The organism is Bradyrhizobium sp. NP1 (assembly GCF_030378205.1).
GTDB lineage: Bacteria > Pseudomonadota > Alphaproteobacteria > Rhizobiales > Xanthobacteraceae > Bradyrhizobium.
Map to the genome: position 1 here is coordinate 4,396,577 of NZ_CP127385.1, position 16,437 is coordinate 4,413,013.

The following is a 16,437-nucleotide window of genomic DNA, read 5'->3' on the forward strand; positions in this document are numbered from 1 at the left end:
TTCACATCCGCGCGTTCGCGAGCTTACGGTTCCGCAATGAGCTGACGGTCACGCCTTCTTCTTCACGTCCTTGACGTTGGAAAAGACGATGCCTTCCGCGCGCTCGCGGGTATAGCCGAGATAGAACTCGTTCTTGGCCATGAAGACCGGGTCGCCGTCGACATCGTCGGCCACACCCGAGCCGTTGGCGGCGATGAACGCCTCGAGCTTCTTCCTGTCGTCGGATGAGATCCAGCGCGCGAGCTGGAATTCCGAAACCTCGAACTCGACCGGAAGCGAATATTCGGCGTCGAGCCGCGCCTTCAGGACGTCGAGCTGCAGCGGGCCGACCACGCCGACCAGGGCCGGCGCGCCGTCGCGCGGGCGGAACACCTGCACCACGCCCTCCTCCGACATCTGCTGCAGCGCCTCTTTCAGCTTCTTCGCCTTCATGGCGTCGGTGAGCCGCACCCGGCGCACGATTTCCGGCGCGAAGCTCGGCACGCCGACGAAGGTCAAATCCTCGCCTTCGGTCAGCGTGTCGCCGATCCGCAAGGTGCCGTGGTTGGGGATGCCGACGACGTCCCCGGCATAGGCCTCGTCGGCCACCGAGCGGTCCTGGGCGAAGAAGAATTGCGGGCTCGACAGCGGCATGGCCTTGCCGGTGCGCACGAGCTTTGCCTTCATGCCGCGGGAAAGCTTGCCGGAGCAGAGCCGCGCAAAGGCGATGCGGTCGCGATGGTTCGGATCCATGTTGGCCTGGATCTTGAACACGAAGGCGCTCATGCGCGACTCGGAGGCCTCGACCTTGCGCAGGTCGGCGTCCTGCGCGCGCGGCGGCGGCGCGAACTGGCCAAGCCCCTCAAGCAGGTCGCCGACGCCGAAATTGCGCAGCGCGCTGCCGAAATAGACCGGCGTCAGATGGCCCTCGCGAAAAGCACCGAGCTCGAACGGCTTGCAGGCTTCGGTCACAAGCTGGAGCTCGTCCTTGATCGCGGCGACGTCGAGATTGGGATTGCGGGATGCAAGCTCGGCGATGTCGATCTGCTGCGCCGCGCCGGTCTTGGCGCCGCCGCCTTCGAGCAGGCGCACGCCGCGATTCCTGACATCGTAGGTGCCGATGAAATCGCGCCCGCGGCCGACCGGCCAGGTCACCGGCGTGGTGTCGAGCGCCAGCGTCTTCTCGATCTCGTCGAGAAGCTCGAAGGTGTCGCGGCTCTCGCGGTCCATCTTGTTGATGAAGGTGATGATCGGGATGTCGCGCAGGCGGCAGACCTCGAACAGCTTTCGCGTACGCGACTCGATGCCCTTGGCGGCGTCGATCACCATGACGGCGGAATCGACCGCGGTCAGCGTGCGGTAAGTGTCCTCGGAAAAGTCCTCGTGGCCCGGCGTGTCCAGCAGGTTGAACACGAGACCCTCGAACTCGAAGGTCATCACCGACGTGACGACCGAGATGCCGCGCTCGCGCTCGATCTTCATCCAGTCGGAGCGCGTGTTGCGCCGCTCGCCCTTGGCCTTGACCTGACCCGCGAGGTTGATGGCGCCGCCGAACAAAAGCAGCTTCTCGGTGAGCGTGGTCTTGCCGGCGTCCGGATGCGATATGATCGCAAAGGTGCGCCTCCGCGCTACTTCTTCTGCAAGCGGCGAGCGGGACGGCGATTCGGCGGCAACGGTAATATCGGACATGGCGGGAGCGTTTGGCAGGGAAAACAGGCGCAATCAAGCGTCATTTAGGCATTTGCGAAGCGTTCCGTAATCCCTATATCCGGCGTGGGAAGGACGACCTTCTCCTCGAAACTATCCGCGGGGACGACCCTGCCTTTAAAACGGAGGGTTGTCATGGCGTGGACCATCCTGTTCGCGGCCGGGCTCTTGGAGATCGGCTGGGCGATCGGCCTCAAATTCACCGAGGGTTTCACACGGCTCGTGCCGTCAGCGCTGACGCTGCTCAGCATGGCCGGGAGCGTGATCTTGCTCGGGCTGGCGCTGAAGACGCTGCCGATTGGAACGGCCTATGCGGTATGGACCGGGATCGGCGCGGTGGGAACCGCGATACTCGGCATCCTATTGTTCGGCGAGCCGGCGACCGCCGCGCGGCTGGCCAGCATCTCGCTGATCGTGGCGGGGATCGTCGGGCTCAAGCTCGTCACCTGATCAGCGCCACCGCCCAATAGGCCAGCGCGGCCACCGCCGCGGACGCCGGGATGGTGATCACCCAGGCATAGACGATGGAGCTTGCGACGTTCCAGCGCACCGCCGAGACGCGCCTCGCCGCGCCGACGCCGACGATCGCGCCGGTGATGGTGTGGGTGGTGGAAACCGGGACGCCGAGGAAGGTCGCCATGAACAGCGTCGCCGCGCCCCCGGTCTCGGCGCAAAAGCCCTGCATCGGCGTCAGCTTGGTGATGCGCAAGCCCATGGTGCGGACGATGCGCCAGCCACCCATCAGCGTACCCAGCGCCATCGCGGCCTGGCAGGCCAAAACCACCCAGAACGGCACGAAGAATTCCGTGCCCAGCGCACCCTGCGAATAGAGCAGCACGGCGATCATGCCCATGGTCTTCTGCGCGTCGTTGCCGCCGTGGCCGAGCGAGTAGAGCGAGGCCGAGACGAATTGCAGGATGCGGAAGGCGCGGTCCACCGCGAACGGCGTCGACCGCACCGAGGCCCAGGAGACGATGGCGACCAGGACCATCGCAAGCAGGAAGCCGACCAGCGGCGACAGCACGATCGCGGCCATGGTCTTCGACAGCCCGCTCCAGACCGCCGCAGAGATCCCGGCCTTCGCCATGCCGGCGCCGACCAGCCCGCCGATCAGCGCATGCGACGAGGACGAGGGGATGCCGAGCCACCAGGTGATCAAGTTCCAGACGATCGAGCCGACCAGCGCCGCGAATATCACGCGCGCATCGACGATCGCGGGGTCGATGATCCCGGTGCCGATGGTCTGCGCCACGTGCAGGCCGAACACCAGGAACGCGACGAAGTTGAAGAAGGCGGCCCAGAACACCGCATATTGCGGCCGGAGCACGCGCGTCGAGACGATGGTGGCGATGGAATTGGCGGCGTCGTGCAGCCCGTTCAGGAAATCGAACAGCAGCGCGACCGCGATCAGGCTCGCGAGAACCGGAAGACCCAGCGTGGCGTCCACGGACCCTGCCCCCTAGAGCGCGATGCGCTGAAGCGCGATCGCGCTCCAGGGATTTTTATAGGGCATGATCTCCGCGCAAACGCGGTCCGCGTTTGTCGCGAGGGAAGACCGGCTCCCACTTTGCGCTAACGCGGCCCTTCGGGTCCGGATCATGCCTATACCTGTTCGATCACGATGGAACTGATCTCGTTGGCGACGTCGTCGAAGCGGTCGGCGACCTTCTCGAGATGGTCGTAGATCTCGGCGCCGACCACGAAATCCATGGTGTTGGCATTGCGATGCTTGAGGAACAGCTCCTTCAGCCCGATGTCATGGAGGTCGTCGACGCGCCCTTCGAGCTTGGTCAACTCCTCGGTGATCGCGGTCAGCATCGCGACGTTGTGGCCGATCGATTGCATCAGCGGCAGCGCCCGCACCACCAGATTGGCGCATTCGACCAGAAGCGTGCCGATCTCGCGCATCGGCGGCTCGAAGACGCGCACCTCGAACAGCATCACCGCCTTCGCGGTCTGCTGCATCTGGTCGACGGCGTCATCCATCGCGGTGATCAGGTTCTTGATGTCGCCGCGGTCGAACGGGGTGATGAAGGTGCGGCGTACCGCGGTCAGCACCTCGCGGGTGATGCCGTCGGCGTCATTCTCGATCTGGTTGATGCGCTGGCAGAACACCGGCGTCTCCTCGCCGCCGCGCAGCATGTCCTGCAGCGCCTGGGCGCCCAACACCGCGGTCTGGGCATGTCTGGCGAACAGGTCGAAGAACCGCTCCTCCTTGGGTAGAAAGGCGCGAAACCAACGCATCATGGATCAATTCCATTGTCCTGGAACGGGCCGGAGCGGTCTGTCACGAAACCGTCATAGACCATTTTGCAGTGAAGCGCGCCGCGGGCGGCGGGCCAAACCGGATCATCCACCGCTTTGTGGCACGGCGACTGGCGGCAAAGCTAAAAATGCCTCGGGAAATCCGAGATTTAGAGCGATATCCGGAAGTAATGCGCGATCTCGCCGACGACGCCGCGGCGGAACATCAGCACGCACGCGACGAAGATCACGCCCTGAATCACCGTCACCCACTGGCCGAAGCCTGCCAGATACTGCTGCATGGCGATGATCACGAAGGCGCCGACGACGGGGCCGAAGATGGTGCCGAGCCCGCCGACCAGCGTCATCAGCACGATCTCACCCGACATGGTCCAGTGCACGTCGGTCAGTGAAGCGTTCTGCGCCACGAACACTTTCAGCGACCCGGCGAAGCCGCCGATCGTGCCGGAGAGAACGTAGGCCAGCCACTTGTACTGGTCGGTCTTGTAGCCGAGCGAGATCGCGCGCTGCTCGTTCTCCCGGATCGACTTAAGCACCTCGCCGAACGGCGAGTTGATGATGCGGTAGATCAGGAGGAAGCCGCCGAGGAAGCCGGCCAGCACGACGTAATAGAGAGTGATCGGCCTGGAAAGGTCGAAAATACCGAACAGATGACCCTGCGGAATGCCCTGGATGCCATCCTCGCCATGGGTGAACGGCGCCTGCAGATAGATGAAGTAGAGGAGCTGCGACAGCGCCAGGGTGATCATCGAGAAATAGATGCCCTGGCGGCGGATCGACACGAAGCCGGTAACGACGGCGAGCGCCGCGGCTGCGGCCGTGCCGGCGACGATGCCGAGTTCGGGTGGCCAGCCCCATACCTTGAGCGCGTGCGCGCTGACATAACCGGCGGTGCCGAGGAACATCGCGTGGCCGAACGACAGCAAGCCGCCGTAGCCGATCAGCAGGTTGAACGCGCAGGCCAGGAGCGCAAAGCACAGCGCCTGCATCACGAAGAACGGATAGAGGCCGGTCCACGGCACGACCCCGAGCAGCACGGCCATGATCGCGAACACGGTCATCTCGTCGCGCATCGCGCGCGGCGTCATCGGCAAGGTATCGTCGGTGATTGCTGTCATGTCAGGCCGCCCGTCCGGTCAGTCCCGCCGGCTTCACCAGCAACACCAGCACCATCAGCACGAACACCACGGTGTTGGAAGCCTCGGGATAGAAATATTTCGTCAGTCCCTCGATCACCCCGAGCGCGAAGCCGGTGATGATCGAACCCATGATCGAGCCCATGCCGCCGATCACCACCACCGCGAACACCACGATGATGAGGTCGGCGCCCATCAGCGGCCGGACCTGGTTGATCGGCGCCGACAATACGCCGGCGAGCGCCGCCAGCCCGACGCCGAGGCCGTAGGTCAGCGTGATCATCCTGGGCACGTTGATGCCGAAGGCGCGCACCAGGGTCGGATTTTCGGTCGCCGCGCGCAAATAGGCGCCTAGCCGGGTCTTCTCGATCAGGAACCAGGTGGCGAGGCAGACCACCAGGGAGAACACCACCACCCAGCCGCGATAGACTGGCAGGAACATGAAGCCCAGATTCATGCCGCCCTTGAGCTCATCGGGGATCGCATAGGGCAGACCGGAAGAACCGAAATAGTTCTGGAACACGCCCTGCACGATCAGCGCGATGCCGAAGGTGAGCAGCAGGCCGTAGAGATGATCGAGCCCGGCGAGCCGCTGCAGCATAGTGCGCTCGAGGATCATGCCGAAGATGCCGACCACGATCGGCGCGATGATCAGCGCCGGCCAGTAGCCGATGCCGGCGACATTGAGCAGGAAATAGGCGCAGAACGCGCCCATCATGTAGAGCGCGCCGTGGGCGAAGTTGATGATGTTGAGCATGCCGAAGATCACGGCAAGCCCGAGGCTGAGCAGCGCGTAGAACGAGCCGTTGATCAGTCCGACCAGAAGCTGTGCGTAGAGAGCCTGCATGGTTCCATTCTTTCGCGCTCAATCCCGTGGCGCTCGATCCTGTCCACTTCGCTCAAAGGCCGCCGGCGCGAGGCCGGCGGCCTTCGCGCGATACTACTTCTTCAAGAGCGCGCACGTGCTCTGCGAGAGCGGCGTGAACGCCTCGTCGCCCGGAACGGTGCCGACCAGCTTGTAGAAATCCCACGGCGCCTTGGACTCCGACGGCTTCTTCACCTCGAACAGATAGGCGCTGTGGATGGTGCGGCCGTTGGGCTCGATCGAACCCTTGCCGAACAAGGGATCATCGGTCGGGATCGACTTCATCTTCTCGACCACCTTGACGCCGTCATGCGGATTGCCGCCGAGCGCCTCCAGCGCCTTGAAGTAATGCAACAGGCCCGAATAGACGCCGGCCTGCACCATGGTCGGCGGCGCGCTGTTCTTCATGCGCTCGGAAAAACGCTTGGAGAAGGCGCGGGTCTGGTCGTTCATGTCCCAGTAGAAGGTCTCGGTGAAGTTCAAACCCTGCGCGGTCTCGAGCCCGATCGCCTTGACGTCGGTGAGGAACAGAAGCAGCGCCGCGAGTTTCTGCCCGCCCTTGACGATACCGAACTCGGCCGCCTGCTTGATCGAATTGGTGGTGTCGCCGCCGGCATTGGCAAGGCCGATGATCTTCGCCTTGGACGACTGGGCCTGGAGCAGGAAGGAAGAGAAGTCGGAGGTGTTGAGCGGATGCTTGACGCTGCCGACGATCTTGCCGCCATTGGCGACGACGACCGCGGTGGTGTCGCGCTCGAGCGCCGCGCCGAAGGCGTAGTCGGCGGTGAGGAAGAACCAGGTATCGCCGCCGGCCTTCACCAGCGCCTGCCCCGTGGTGTGGGCGAGCATGTAGGTGTCGTAGGTCCAGTGCACGGTGTTCGGCGAGCACTGCGCATTGGTGAGGTCGGAGGTGGCCGCGCCCGAATTGATGTAGACGCCGTTCTTCTCCTTGACCACGTTGTTGACGGCCAGCGCCACGCCGGAATTCGGCACGTCGACGACGACGTCGACCTTTTCGACGTCGAACCACTGCCGCGCGATCGTGCTGCCGATATCGGGCTTGTTCTGATGGTCGCCCGAGATCACGTCGATCTTCCAGCCCTTCTTGGTGAGCCCGGAATCCTCGACCGCCATCTGCGCCGCCAGCGTCGAGCCGGGACCTCCGAGATCGGCATAGAGGCCCGACTGGTCGGACAGCGCGCCGATCTTCACGGTCTTGTCCTGCGCCGACGCGGCGCTGGCCACCAGCGCGAGCGCGGTACCGAGCAGCAGGGAGGCAATGGCGTTGGTCTTCATGTTCATTCCCTTTTTCGAATTTCTGTCTTTGGTCAGACGCCCAGATAAGCGTGCAGCTTGCCCATATTGGCCTGGAGCTCGGAATTGGCGAAACCGTCGATGATCTTGCCGTGCTCGACGACGTAGTAGCGGTCCGCCACCGTCGAGGCGAAGCGGAAATTCTGCTCGACCAGAAGGATGGTGAAGCCTTCCTTTTTCAGCCGCGCGATGGTGTGGCCGATCTGCTGGATGATGACGGGCGCGAGCCCCTCGGTCGGCTCGTCCAGCATCAGGAAGTTGGCGCCGGTGCGCAGGATGCGCGCAATCGCGAGCATCTGCTGCTCGCCGCCGGACAGCTTGGTGCCCTGGCTGTTGAGGCGTTCCTTCAGGTTCGGGAACAGGTTGAATATCTGCTCGACCGACAGCCCGCCCGGCCGCACCACCGGCGGCAGCAACAGGTTCTCGCGGACGTCGAGGCTGGCAAAAATGCCGCGCTCCTCCGGGCAGAACGCGATGCCGAGCCGCGCGATCCGGTCGGAGGTCGCGCGGATGATCTCCTGGCCGCCGAACGCGATCGAGCCGGTCCGCTTGCCGATGATGCCCATGATCGACTTCAGCGTGGTGGTCTTGCCGGCGCCGTTGCGGCCAAGCAGCGTGACCACCTCGCCGGCATTCACGTTGAAGTTGATGCCGTGGAGGATGTGCGATTCGCCGTACCAGGCTTCGAGATTCTGGACGCTGAGCACCTGCCCGCCTGCCGCGGCGGGCTTTGCGAGCGTGGCCTCGGCCGTTGTCACATCAGGCATGACCAGCTCCCAGGTAGGCTTCCTTGACGCGCTCGTCCTTGGAAAGGTCAGTATAGTTGCCCTGCGCCAGCACCTGGCCGCGAGTCAGCACGGTGATGATGTCGGAGAGGTTGGCGACCACGCTCAAATTATGCTCCACCATCAGGATGGTGTATTTCGCCGAAATGCGCTTGATCAGCGCCGCGATCTTGTCGATGTCCTCATGGCCCATGCCGGCCATCGGCTCGTCAAGCAGCATCATCTCCGGATCGAGCGCGAGGGTGGTCGCGATCTCCAGCGCGCGCTTGCGGCCATAGGCCATCTCGACCGCCGGCGTATTGGCGAACTCGCTCAGGCCCACGTCGTTGAGCAGTTCGTGCGCGCGGCTGTTGAAGCGGTTGAGCGCCGATTTGGAGCGCCAGAAATCGAACGAGGCGCCGTGCTGGCGCTGCAGCGCCACCCGCACGTTCTCCAGCGCCGTGAGATGCGGAAATACCGCCGAGATCTGGAATGAACGAACGAGGCCCAGCCGCGCCACGTCGGCCGGTGCCATAGCGGTGATGTCCCTCCCGTTGTAGAGGATCTGCCCGGCCGACGGCTTCAAAAACTTGGTCAGGAGATTGAAGCAGGTCGTCTTGCCCGCCCCGTTCGGACCAATCAACGCGTGAATGCTGCCGCGCCGCACCTTCAGCGCGACGTCGCGAACGGCGAAGAAACCCGCGAATTCCTTGGTCAATCCGTTGGTTTCGAGAATGAACTCATCGGCCAAATAAATTCCCCCTTGGCCATGCGTCGCGAGGCCTCCCGCGCGCGGCCAATCTTCCTTTCCTGACCGGCAGGTTCGTAACCGGACGTCTTGGAACCGTCCGGGCCTGCCGCCTCCGGGCCGGAATATGCCGGAGGCGACAGGGGTTAGGCAAGGCGGAAAGCTGGGCAAGCGGTCGCAACCCCGGCGCGGCGGCTTGGCCCTTAGTCGAAGGCGACGCGCCGTGCCGAAAAGCCTGCTGCGGGCCGTGGATAAGCGACCGTTAACGGTGTTTTGTTCCGCCAAGCCGCCTTCACAGAAAATTTTCACCTCAAGCCCGATCATGGCCAGGTTTCATCCAGAACGGATTTTCAGCTGTGGAATTTCAGGGCGCCAGCGCGTCGATCGTCAAATCGATCAAGCAGCGCGATCTCTTGAACGTCTGGCTCCGGCTCTACGCGCGCTCCCAGACGATCCCGCCGATTGCCGAATACCTGCCGCCGCGGATTGAGGACGAGCGTCCCGACCTCGTCTATTACAGCGTCGATACCGCCCATCAGCCGCCGCGCCTGACCATCGAAACCGACGGCTCGCGCATGTCGAGCGCCTACGGCCATAACGGCAAGGGCAAGCTGCTCGACGACTATCTCGGCGCAAGGCTCGCGCCGGTCGTCATGCCGGTCTATTACCGGTGCATCGCGCGAAAGCTTCCGGTCTACACCATCGCCAACGTCGACGACCTCTATGGACGCGTCGTCGCCTATGAACGCCTGCTGTTGCCGTTTTCCGACCGCACCGGCGACGTCACCCACATCATCGCCTCGCTGAAGACGATCAGCGAGGACGGCGGTTTCGAGATCAGAAACCTAATGCGCGGCTCCAGCACGCTGCCGACGCCGAAGCTTCGCGCCGTCATCGATCGCGAGCTGTTCCATCGCGCGCCGGGCCGGATCGATGCGGCCGACGCGATCGAGTTCGGTTAGTGCGATGACGCAGTTCGAGAGCGCCAACCCGTCCGTCGTCCGCTCGATCAGGCAGCGCGACCTGCTCAACACCTGGCTGCGCACGCTGCGCAAGCCGCAGCAGCTGCCCGCGGTCGCAGATTTCAGGCCGGAGCGCATCGCCGACGAACTCGCCGACATGATGAGCTTCGACGTCGAGGGCGAAGGTACTGCCGCGCGCTTCGTCATCACCCATGAAGGCGCGCGGCTGACCGCCACCTACGGCAACGACCACGTCGCACCCGAGATGCGGGTCAACCGCTATCTCGATGATGCCATCGGTCCGGACCGTTACGCCCGGGTCGTGCCGTCCTATCTCGCCTGCATCAGCCACTGCCGGCCGACCTATTCAGTCGCGATGGTGCAGGATGCGGACGGCAAGGAGGTTTCCTACGAGCGGCTGCTGTTGCCGTTCGGAAGCGGCACGAGGGTCGAAAAGATCATCGGTTCCTACAAGGCGATCAGTATCGACGGCGGCTTCAAGGTGCACAACCTCATGGGTCGCCGCCCGAAATCGCTGCCGATCGGCGTCGTCAACGCCGTCATCGACCGCGAGATGGCGCGGCGGCCGGTAGGCGGCACCGACGAGATCATCGAGTTCGGCTAGCGGCCTTCAGCCGCGGCCGGCTTGACCTGCGCCATGATCGCCAGTGGCCGGTCCTCATTGTCCTTGAAGAAGGCCATCCACTCCTCCGTACCGTCGGCATGACGATGGATCATGTGCGGCGCGTTGAGGAAAACGATGCCGCGCGCGCTCAATTCGGCATGCGCGCTGCGAATGTCCGCGACACGGAAATAAAGAATGGATTTGCTCGGCTTGCCCGCTTCGTCCTTGCTGAGCATCAGGCGGATGCCGTCGCAATCGAAGAAGGCGAGATCGCCAAAGCAATAGAGAGGCTTGAGACCGAGGACGTCTGCGTACCAGCGCCGCGCGGCCTCGATATCCCTGACGCGGCGCGCGATCTGCCCCACTGCTCCGATCTTCAACGGCTCGTCCATGTCGGCCTCCGTCGCGGCCAGCGCGCTGGCCCGTGCGGCACCTCTCCATTCCCGAAGCTGCCTGCGGGAGGTCAACCCCAGCTTCTGCAGCGCGTTCGAGACGTGATACTTCGCGGCATCAATGCTGACGCCGCGCCGCGATCTCCCGGTTGGTCAGGCCGTGGCGCACGGCCTCGACCACCCGCCATTCGGCGGGCGTAAGCAGATCATCGAAAGCGGGCCGGCCGCGCCCTCGCTGGCTTGCCATGGATGAAGCCTAGCAGGACGGAGGGCGATTTTCCCTCCCCCGTCGCGTGCGCCGCCCGCGGCTAGTGGTCCGATTCTAACATTCGCTCCCCACTTTGGGAGGCACGTTTGCGAATGTTAGAATCAAAGGACCACTAGCAAATTATTTATTCTAGTGGAGCTTTGGATTTGACGTTCGCATAAGTGAAGCGCGGCAAATGGGTAGCGAACGTCAAATCCGCTCCACTAGCGCGCCTTGCCGGACGGCTTGACTTCCTTGGCGTAGGTCTCCGGCTTGAAGCCGACCAGGAGCTTGGCGCCGAGTTCGAGCACCGGGCGCTTGATCATCGAGGGCTGCGCCAGCATCAGGGCCAGCGCCTTCCTCTCGTTGAGCCCCTCCTTGTCGGCGTCGGGCAATTTCCTGAACGTGGTCCCGGCGCGGTTGAGCAACGCCTCCCACCCCAGCTCATCGCTCCAGTGTTTCAGCTTGTCCTTGGTGATGCCTGCGACCTTGTAGTCGTGGAAATCGTATTGAACACCGTGGCCGTCGAGCCAGGCGCGGGCCTTCTTCATGGTGTCGCAGTTCTTGATGCCATAGATGACGGTTTTGGACATGATGCGCCCCTTGTCGGATGAATTCAAAGGATGGCTAGACCGCGCCAGGCTCCAGCGCCTCGCCGAGCTCGATCGGATGCGCCATCGCCTCGTGCAGCTTGTCCTTGTCGAGTTCGCCTTCCGAGCGGCTGATCACGATGCAGGCGACGCCGTTGCCGATCAGATTGGTCAGCGCGCGGCATTCGCTCATGAACTTGTCGATGCCGACCAGAATGGCGATCGACTGGATCGGTATGTCAGGCACGATGGAAAGCGTCGCCGCCAGCGTGATGAATCCGGCGCCGGTGACGCCTGAGGCGCCCTTCGAGGTGATGATGGCGACACCCAGAATGCCGAGCTCCTGCCAGATCGTCAGGTGGGTGTTGGTCGCCTGCGCCAGAAACAGCGTGGCCAAGGTCATATAGATATTGGTGCCGTCAAGATTGAAGCTGTAGCCGGTCGGGATGACGAGGCCGACTACGGATCGCGACGCGCCGAGATGCTCCATCTTCTGGATCATCTGCGGCAGCACGGTTTCCGATGACGAGGTGCCGAGCACGATCAGAAGTTCGTCCTTGATGTAGGCGATGTAACGAATGATCGAGAAGCCGGAAAAGCGCGCAATTGCGCCGAGCACGATCAGCACGAAGAGGATGCTAGTGAGATAGAATGTGGCGATCAGCGCAACCAGATTCCACAGCGCGCCGAGGCCGTAAGCGCCGACGGTGAACGCCATCGCGCCGAACGCACCGAGCGGCGCGACGCGCACGATGATGCGGATCACGCCGAAAAAGACTTTCGCCGCCTGGTCAATGGCGTGGGAGATCGGCTCGCCGGCCTTGCCGAGAAAGGCGATGGCAAAGCCGGAAAGGATCGAGATCAGCAAGACCTGAAGAAGGTCGCCGCGCGCGAGCGCATCGAAATAGCTGTCGGGAATGATCGCCATCAGATGCGCGACGATGCCCTCCTCCTTTGCCTTGGTGACGTAGGAGGCGACGGATTTCGGATCGATGGAGGCCGCATCGATGTTGAAGCCGTGGCCCGGCTGCAGCAGTTCGCCGACCAAAAGGCCGACAGCCAGCGCAATCGTCGAAACCACTTCAAAATAGATCAGCGCCTTGAGGCCCACCCGGCCGACGCGCTTGAGGTCGCCCATCGATGAAATGCCGTGCACGACGGTGCAGAAGATCACCGGCGCGATCATCATCTTGATCAGTGCGATGAAGCCGTCGCCGAGCGGCTTCAGCTCCTGGCCGAGATTGGGATAGAGGTATCCGACCGCGACGCCGAGCGCGATCGCGATCAGAACCTGCACGTACAGGATCTTGTACCAGGGCTTGCGATGGACCGCGGGACGGGGCGCTGTTGTGGTCATGGGATGGACTCAGGTCGGGTATGCAAGGCGGGCGGCGCAATCATGGCGGAGCATTGCGCGCGGAACAATGCACATTCTCGCTCACGGCGATGGTTCGATTCCGGCATTCGCATCCCGGCTCAGCAGGCCATATCGTCAAATCCACTCCAACAGCCGCGGTGGCGCTCAAGTTTTTCCGTCAACCAGATCGGCGAATCTATCATAGACTACGGCGCTGTTCCGTTGGGGGCTGACCATGGAATTCACCGCACTGTTTCTCGCCATCGCCATCGCCATGCTGATCGCCTGGCGCGGTCCGCGACCACTCGCGATCGGGGTGTTTGCCGTTGTCCTTATCGCGTGCGTCGCAACCTTCCTGCATCATGCTACCGACCGGCTGAGCCTTTCATTCTGAGACCGGTCATGGCACGCAGTTACGCGACTACCCTCAATGCACTCGCGCTTTACGGCATCGGGCTGGTGCTGACCGCGGCATTTGCCGCGCAGTTCCTGCTCCACGAGCTGCCCTGCCCGCTGTGCCTGCTGCAGCGCGTCCTGTTCGCCCTGCTGGCCGTTGGACCGATCCTGAACGTCCGCTTCGGACCGAGGCCGAGCCACTACGCACTGTCACTGCTGACGGCCGTCGCGGGCGCAGTTGTGTCGACACGGCAGATCCTGCTGCACATCCTTCCCGGAGACGCAGGCTACGGTTCGGCCCTGCTCGGCTATCACTATTACACTTGGGCGCTGATCGGCTTCGTCGCGGCCATCGTCCTGCTCGCGGCCATCCTGCTGTTCGATAGCCAGTTCGACGACGACGGCGCGACGCAAGCCGTCGCTGGCGACGGCTTTGCGCAGGCCGCGGTGTGGCTAGTGATCGGGCTAACCGCGCTGAACGTGATCTCCACGCTGCTGGAATGCGGCTTTGGCGCCTGTGCCGACAATCCGACTGTTTATGAACTGCTGAAGAGCGCAGCTTAAGGCCGCTTTGGGATGTCCAGTCCACGCTGCACGGCGGGCCGCGCCAGGCCGCGCTCGAGCCAGGCGGGAACGTGCGTCAATTGATCGAATCCGACGAGGTCGCGCGCGCCGTAGAAGCCGATCAGGTTCCGCACCCAGCCGAGCATTGCAATGTCGGCGATGGTGTACTCGTCGTCCATGAACCATTGCCGGCCGGCGAGGTGCGTCTCCATCACGCCGAGCAGGCGTCTGGATTCGTTGACGTAGCGCTCCAGCGGCCGCTTGTCGGCGATCTCGCGGCCGGCGAATTTGTGGAAGAAGCCGACCTGGCCGAACATCGGCCCGATGCCACCCATCTGGAAATGGACCCACTGAATCGTGTGCCAGCGGCGCGCCGGCTCGGCGGGCAGCAACTGCCCGGTCTTCTCGGCGAGATATTGCAGGATCGCGCCCGACTCGAACAGCGCAAGCGGCTTGCCGCCGGGGCCGTCGGGATCGATGATCGCAGGGATCTTGCCGTTCGGATTGAGCGACAGGAATTCCGGCGTCTTCTGGTCGTCCTTGTTGAAGTCGACGAGATGCACTTCGTAAGGCAGGCCCGTCTCCTCCAGCATGATCGACACCTTGACGCCATTGGGCGTCGGCAGCGAATAGAGCTGCAGGCGGTCGGGGTACTGGGCCGGCCAGCGTCTGGTGATGGCAAAGGCGGAAAGGTCGGACATCGGAAATCCGTCATGGGCTTCGCTGCGGGTGGCCGTAATCTATGGGCCTCGCCGCTTCTGGCAAGGCCCATCGACCGTCCACGCACAACGCGCGCTACCAGAGCCCGGGCACCAGGCGAGAACGCACGCCCCGCGCATAGTCCGCGTAGCCCTCCAGTTCTTGATGCAGCATCGCCTCCTCGTCGAGGATACGCAGCACCAGGATCGGGATATCGACCAGCACGAAGAGCTCTCCCCAATAGGAGCCGAGCGCCAGCGGCACGCCGGCCACCATGATCAGCGCACCTACGTACATCGGGTGCCGGACCACGGCATAGGGCCCGGTCGTGATGACGCGCTGCCCCTCCATCCTGCGGATCGTGGCGGCGCTGAAGCTGTTCTCGCGCAAGACCAGGAGATCGATGTAAAGGCCCAGCACGACAAGAGCATTGCCGGCGATCGCAACCCAGGCCGGCACCCTCGACCAGCCGAAGCGGAAATCGAGCGCGGAGACGATCGTCATGGCAAAGAAGCTCGCAATGATGAGCGTGATCAAGATCTTCTGCACCGGCCGCGTCTCTGCGAGCGGCCCTCCCTTGACGCGCCTGTCCAGCAGCGCCGGGTCCTTCAGGCCGAGATAGATTCCGGTCAGCGTGCTGCAGGCCGTGAAGACGAGGATGAAGACCCAGCCCTGCCAATAGGCGATGGTGCCGGCCGGCACAAAAATGACGACGCCGAGCGCGACAAGCCCTGCCAGCGCCGACACGAGCGAACGGATCACGAGTTGCATCAGGACCTCCCTGGGGAAGCGGCCATGCCATGCGCGCGCATCGCCTTGATCCAGAACGCCACCGCCGCTTCATCGGCCGGCGGCAGCGAGCCCGCGGGCGCGCCGAGCGCGCGTTCGATCGCGTCGCTAAAGGCCGCGTGCAGCGCGAGCACGCCTTCCGTGAAGCGCCGCTCGTCCGGATCGCGCGCAAAGGCCAGCATCAGCTGTGCATGGGCCGTGCCCATGGCATTGGCGAGCGCCAGCACGATTTCGCCGGCCTGGTCGGGAAAGGCCGTGGAGAAGACGCCTTCGCGCACGCCCTGACGCGCAACCTCGGCGATCAGCGGCGCGCGCCAGGCGGTCGTCGCCGCCTCCACCTTCTGACGCACGATGGCGTTGCTGTCGTCGTACCAGATCTGAAGCAGCGCGATCACGGTGGCCTGCCGCTCGGTTCGCATGCGATCGAGCACCTGGAAGAACGCGCGCAGTTTTTCCGGCGCCGACAAGGCGCCGTCGCGAACGACGGGCAAGAGCTCGGCGCCGGATTCTTCCTTGATGCGATCGACCAGCGCATCCAGCACCTCCGGCTTGGAGCCGAAGTAGTGGTAGAAGGCGCCGCTCGACATCTTCAGCTCGGCCAGGATGTCCTGGACGGTCATCCGCTCATAGCCCTTGGTGACGACCAGGCGCTGGGTGACATCAAGGATTTCGTTGCGTCGTGCGGTCCGCTCCTCGGGCTTGACGGTCCGCGCCATCGACGATTCCTCTTAAATAATAAACCGACTCTCTGTTTATTATTAAAAGCATTGTTTGTCAAAATGTTGACGGGCAACGCCGATTAGTGGCCGGGTGGAGGCAGAGCCGCTGAGCGAGGCCACCAGCACGACGCCGAGGCCGGGGACCAACGTGAGGGTGGACTGATCCCAGGCGCAAAATGCCGAGCCTTTCCGTGAGGGTCACGGAGCGCAGGCCTGGCTCGTTCGCGGCGGGACGACGTGGGGCCGCCGCGCGGCTCGTCGGCGACTGGTTGCCTCACACCATGCAGAAGCGCGCCTTTGGCGAGGCAATCCCGGCGAC

Annotated in this window: 20 protein-coding genes; 5 read left to right on the top strand and 15 right to left on the bottom strand. The window is 63.7% G+C overall.

Annotated elements, in window-relative coordinates; translation table 11 throughout:
- Nucleotides 1-48: 48 nt before the first annotated feature.
- Nucleotides 49-1,668 carry a peptide chain release factor 3 gene (locus QOU61_RS21255; RefSeq protein WP_289653154.1) on the bottom strand — a complete coding sequence of 540 codons (1,620 nt, stop codon included), beginning with the start codon at nucleotides 1,666-1,668 and terminating at the stop codon, nucleotides 49-51.
- Nucleotides 1,669-1,821: 153 nt separating this feature from the next.
- Between QOU61_RS21255 and sugE the strand changes: the two genes are divergently transcribed.
- On the top strand, nucleotides 1,822-2,136 hold the full coding sequence (sugE, locus tag QOU61_RS21260; protein ID WP_289653155.1) for a quaternary ammonium compound efflux SMR transporter SugE: 315 nt from the start codon (nucleotides 1,822-1,824) through the stop codon (nucleotides 2,134-2,136).
- On the opposite strand, the gene QOU61_RS21265 is transcribed toward sugE, so the two are convergent.
- The 7 genes from QOU61_RS21265 to QOU61_RS21295 all read right to left on the bottom strand — a co-directional run bounded on the left by QOU61_RS21265 (nucleotide 2,129) and on the right by QOU61_RS21295 (nucleotide 8,781).
- Nucleotides 2,129-3,133, bottom strand: a complete 1,005-nt coding sequence (locus tag QOU61_RS21265; protein ID WP_289653156.1) for an inorganic phosphate transporter — start codon at nucleotides 3,131-3,133, stop codon at nucleotides 2,129-2,131. The two genes, sugE and QOU61_RS21265, sit on opposite strands and share 8 nt — an antisense overlap.
- A 155-nt stretch (nucleotides 3,134-3,288) precedes the next feature.
- Nucleotides 3,289-3,933 carry a DUF47 domain-containing protein gene (locus tag QOU61_RS21270; protein WP_289653157.1) on the bottom strand — a complete coding sequence of 215 codons (645 nt, stop codon included), beginning with the start codon at nucleotides 3,931-3,933 and terminating at the stop codon, nucleotides 3,289-3,291.
- Nucleotides 3,934-4,100: 167 nt separating this feature from the next.
- A complete protein-coding gene (locus QOU61_RS21275; protein ID WP_289653158.1) occupies nucleotides 4,101-5,069 on the bottom strand; it encodes a branched-chain amino acid ABC transporter permease in 969 nt (322 codons plus the stop codon).
- Between the two features lies 1 nt (nucleotide 5,070).
- Nucleotides 5,071-5,934 (bottom strand): branched-chain amino acid ABC transporter permease, encoded by an 864-nt coding sequence (locus QOU61_RS21280; protein ID WP_289653159.1) that lies wholly within the window; start codon nucleotides 5,932-5,934, stop codon nucleotides 5,071-5,073.
- 93 nt (nucleotides 5,935-6,027) lie between these two features.
- On the bottom strand, nucleotides 6,028-7,248 hold the full coding sequence (locus QOU61_RS21285) for an ABC transporter substrate-binding protein (protein WP_289661652.1): 1,221 nt from the start codon (nucleotides 7,246-7,248) through the stop codon (nucleotides 6,028-6,030).
- A gap of 32 nt (nucleotides 7,249-7,280) precedes the next feature.
- On the bottom strand, nucleotides 7,281-8,033 hold the full coding sequence (locus QOU61_RS21290; protein WP_289653160.1) for an ABC transporter ATP-binding protein: 753 nt from the start codon (nucleotides 8,031-8,033) through the stop codon (nucleotides 7,281-7,283).
- Nucleotides 8,026-8,781 carry an ABC transporter ATP-binding protein gene (locus QOU61_RS21295; RefSeq protein WP_289661654.1) on the bottom strand — a complete coding sequence of 252 codons (756 nt, stop codon included), beginning with the start codon at nucleotides 8,779-8,781 and terminating at the stop codon, nucleotides 8,026-8,028. Before QOU61_RS21295 ends, QOU61_RS21290 begins: the two co-directional genes overlap by 8 nt.
- Before the next feature lie 353 nt (nucleotides 8,782-9,134).
- Between QOU61_RS21295 and QOU61_RS21300 the strand changes: the two genes are divergently transcribed.
- Both QOU61_RS21300 and QOU61_RS21305 read left to right on the top strand, forming a co-directional pair.
- On the top strand, nucleotides 9,135-9,740 hold the full coding sequence (locus QOU61_RS21300) for a PAS domain-containing protein (protein WP_289653161.1): 606 nt from the start codon (nucleotides 9,135-9,137) through the stop codon (nucleotides 9,738-9,740).
- 4 nt (nucleotides 9,741-9,744) lie between these two features.
- Nucleotides 9,745-10,365 carry a hypothetical protein gene (locus QOU61_RS21305; RefSeq protein WP_289653162.1) on the top strand — a complete coding sequence of 207 codons (621 nt, stop codon included), beginning with the start codon at nucleotides 9,745-9,747 and terminating at the stop codon, nucleotides 10,363-10,365.
- Here QOU61_RS21305 and QOU61_RS21310 read toward each other — a convergent pair.
- From QOU61_RS21310 to QOU61_RS21325, 4 genes are all read right to left on the bottom strand, one after another.
- On the bottom strand, nucleotides 10,362-10,757 hold the full coding sequence (locus QOU61_RS21310) for a VOC family protein (protein WP_289653163.1): 396 nt from the start codon (nucleotides 10,755-10,757) through the stop codon (nucleotides 10,362-10,364). The genes QOU61_RS21305 and QOU61_RS21310 overlap by 4 nt on opposite strands.
- 118 nt (nucleotides 10,758-10,875) lie before the next feature.
- Complete coding sequence (locus QOU61_RS21315; RefSeq protein ID WP_289653165.1) at nucleotides 10,876-11,004, bottom strand: hypothetical protein; 129 nt, start codon at nucleotides 11,002-11,004, stop codon at nucleotides 10,876-10,878.
- A 224-nt stretch (nucleotides 11,005-11,228) separates the two neighbouring features.
- Complete coding sequence (locus QOU61_RS21320; RefSeq protein WP_289653166.1) at nucleotides 11,229-11,597, bottom strand: ArsC family reductase; 369 nt, start codon at nucleotides 11,595-11,597, stop codon at nucleotides 11,229-11,231.
- Between the two features lie 34 nt (nucleotides 11,598-11,631).
- On the bottom strand, nucleotides 11,632-12,951 hold the full coding sequence (locus tag QOU61_RS21325) for a dicarboxylate/amino acid:cation symporter (RefSeq protein WP_289653167.1): 1,320 nt from the start codon (nucleotides 12,949-12,951) through the stop codon (nucleotides 11,632-11,634).
- 235 nt (nucleotides 12,952-13,186) lie between these two features.
- Between QOU61_RS21325 and QOU61_RS21330 the strand changes: the two genes are divergently transcribed.
- Nucleotides 13,187-13,345 (top strand): DUF5993 family protein, encoded by a 159-nt coding sequence (locus QOU61_RS21330; protein ID WP_289653168.1) that lies wholly within the window; start codon nucleotides 13,187-13,189, stop codon nucleotides 13,343-13,345.
- 8 nt (nucleotides 13,346-13,353) lie between these two features.
- Nucleotides 13,354-13,911: a disulfide bond formation protein B gene (locus tag QOU61_RS21335; protein WP_289653169.1), complete on the top strand. Its 558-nt coding sequence runs from the start codon at nucleotides 13,354-13,356 to the stop codon at nucleotides 13,909-13,911.
- Here QOU61_RS21335 and QOU61_RS21340 read toward each other — a convergent pair.
- From QOU61_RS21340 to QOU61_RS21350, 3 genes are all read right to left on the bottom strand, one after another.
- A complete protein-coding gene (locus QOU61_RS21340) occupies nucleotides 13,908-14,612 on the bottom strand; it encodes a glutathione S-transferase family protein (RefSeq protein ID WP_289653170.1) in 705 nt (234 codons plus the stop codon). The two genes, QOU61_RS21335 and QOU61_RS21340, sit on opposite strands and share 4 nt — an antisense overlap.
- 94 nt (nucleotides 14,613-14,706) lie before the next feature.
- Entirely contained in the window at nucleotides 14,707-15,381 is a 675-nt protein-coding gene (locus QOU61_RS21345) for a methyltransferase family protein (protein ID WP_289653171.1), read from the bottom strand.
- Nucleotides 15,381-16,115 carry a TetR/AcrR family transcriptional regulator gene (locus tag QOU61_RS21350; protein WP_289653172.1) on the bottom strand — a complete coding sequence of 245 codons (735 nt, stop codon included), beginning with the start codon at nucleotides 16,113-16,115 and terminating at the stop codon, nucleotides 15,381-15,383. Before QOU61_RS21350 ends, QOU61_RS21345 begins: the two co-directional genes overlap by 1 nt.
- Nucleotides 16,116-16,437: the final 322 nt, after the last annotated feature.

Bases quoted from the DNA above. Each gene is read 5' to 3' on its own strand.
- QOU61_RS21255 (WP_289653154.1), bottom strand. From the start codon at position 1,668: ATGTCCGATATTACCGTTGCCGCCGAATCGCCGTCCCGCTCGCCGCTT.
- sugE (WP_289653155.1), top strand. From the start codon at position 1,822: ATGGCGTGGACCATCCTGTTCGCGGCCGGGCTCTTGGAGATCGGCTGG.
- QOU61_RS21270 (WP_289653157.1), bottom strand. From the start codon at position 3,933: ATGATGCGTTGGTTTCGCGCCTTTCTACCCAAGGAGGAGCGGTTCTTC.
- QOU61_RS21275 (WP_289653158.1), bottom strand. From the start codon at position 5,069: ATGACAGCAATCACCGACGATACCTTGCCGATGACGCCGCGCGCGATG.
- QOU61_RS21280 (WP_289653159.1), bottom strand. From the start codon at position 5,934: ATGCAGGCTCTCTACGCACAGCTTCTGGTCGGACTGATCAACGGCTCG.
- QOU61_RS21285 (WP_289661652.1), bottom strand. From the start codon at position 7,248: ATGAAGACCAACGCCATTGCCTCCCTGCTGCTCGGTACCGCGCTCGCG.
- QOU61_RS21290 (WP_289653160.1), bottom strand. From the start codon at position 8,033: ATGCCTGATGTGACAACGGCCGAGGCCACGCTCGCAAAGCCCGCCGCG.
- QOU61_RS21305 (WP_289653162.1), top strand. From the start codon at position 9,745: ATGACGCAGTTCGAGAGCGCCAACCCGTCCGTCGTCCGCTCGATCAGG.
- QOU61_RS21310 (WP_289653163.1), bottom strand. From the start codon at position 10,757: ATGGACGAGCCGTTGAAGATCGGAGCAGTGGGGCAGATCGCGCGCCGC.
- QOU61_RS21315 (WP_289653165.1), bottom strand. From the start codon at position 11,004: ATGGCAAGCCAGCGAGGGCGCGGCCGGCCCGCTTTCGATGATCTGCTT.
- QOU61_RS21320 (WP_289653166.1), bottom strand. From the start codon at position 11,597: ATGTCCAAAACCGTCATCTATGGCATCAAGAACTGCGACACCATGAAG.
- QOU61_RS21325 (WP_289653167.1), bottom strand. From the start codon at position 12,951: ATGACCACAACAGCGCCCCGTCCCGCGGTCCATCGCAAGCCCTGGTAC.
- QOU61_RS21330 (WP_289653168.1), top strand. From the start codon at position 13,187: ATGGAATTCACCGCACTGTTTCTCGCCATCGCCATCGCCATGCTGATC.
- QOU61_RS21335 (WP_289653169.1), top strand. From the start codon at position 13,354: ATGGCACGCAGTTACGCGACTACCCTCAATGCACTCGCGCTTTACGGC.
- QOU61_RS21340 (WP_289653170.1), bottom strand. From the start codon at position 14,612: ATGTCCGACCTTTCCGCCTTTGCCATCACCAGACGCTGGCCGGCCCAG.
- QOU61_RS21345 (WP_289653171.1), bottom strand. From the start codon at position 15,381: ATGCAACTCGTGATCCGTTCGCTCGTGTCGGCGCTGGCAGGGCTTGTC.
- QOU61_RS21350 (WP_289653172.1), bottom strand. From the start codon at position 16,115: ATGGCGCGGACCGTCAAGCCCGAGGAGCGGACCGCACGACGCAACGAA.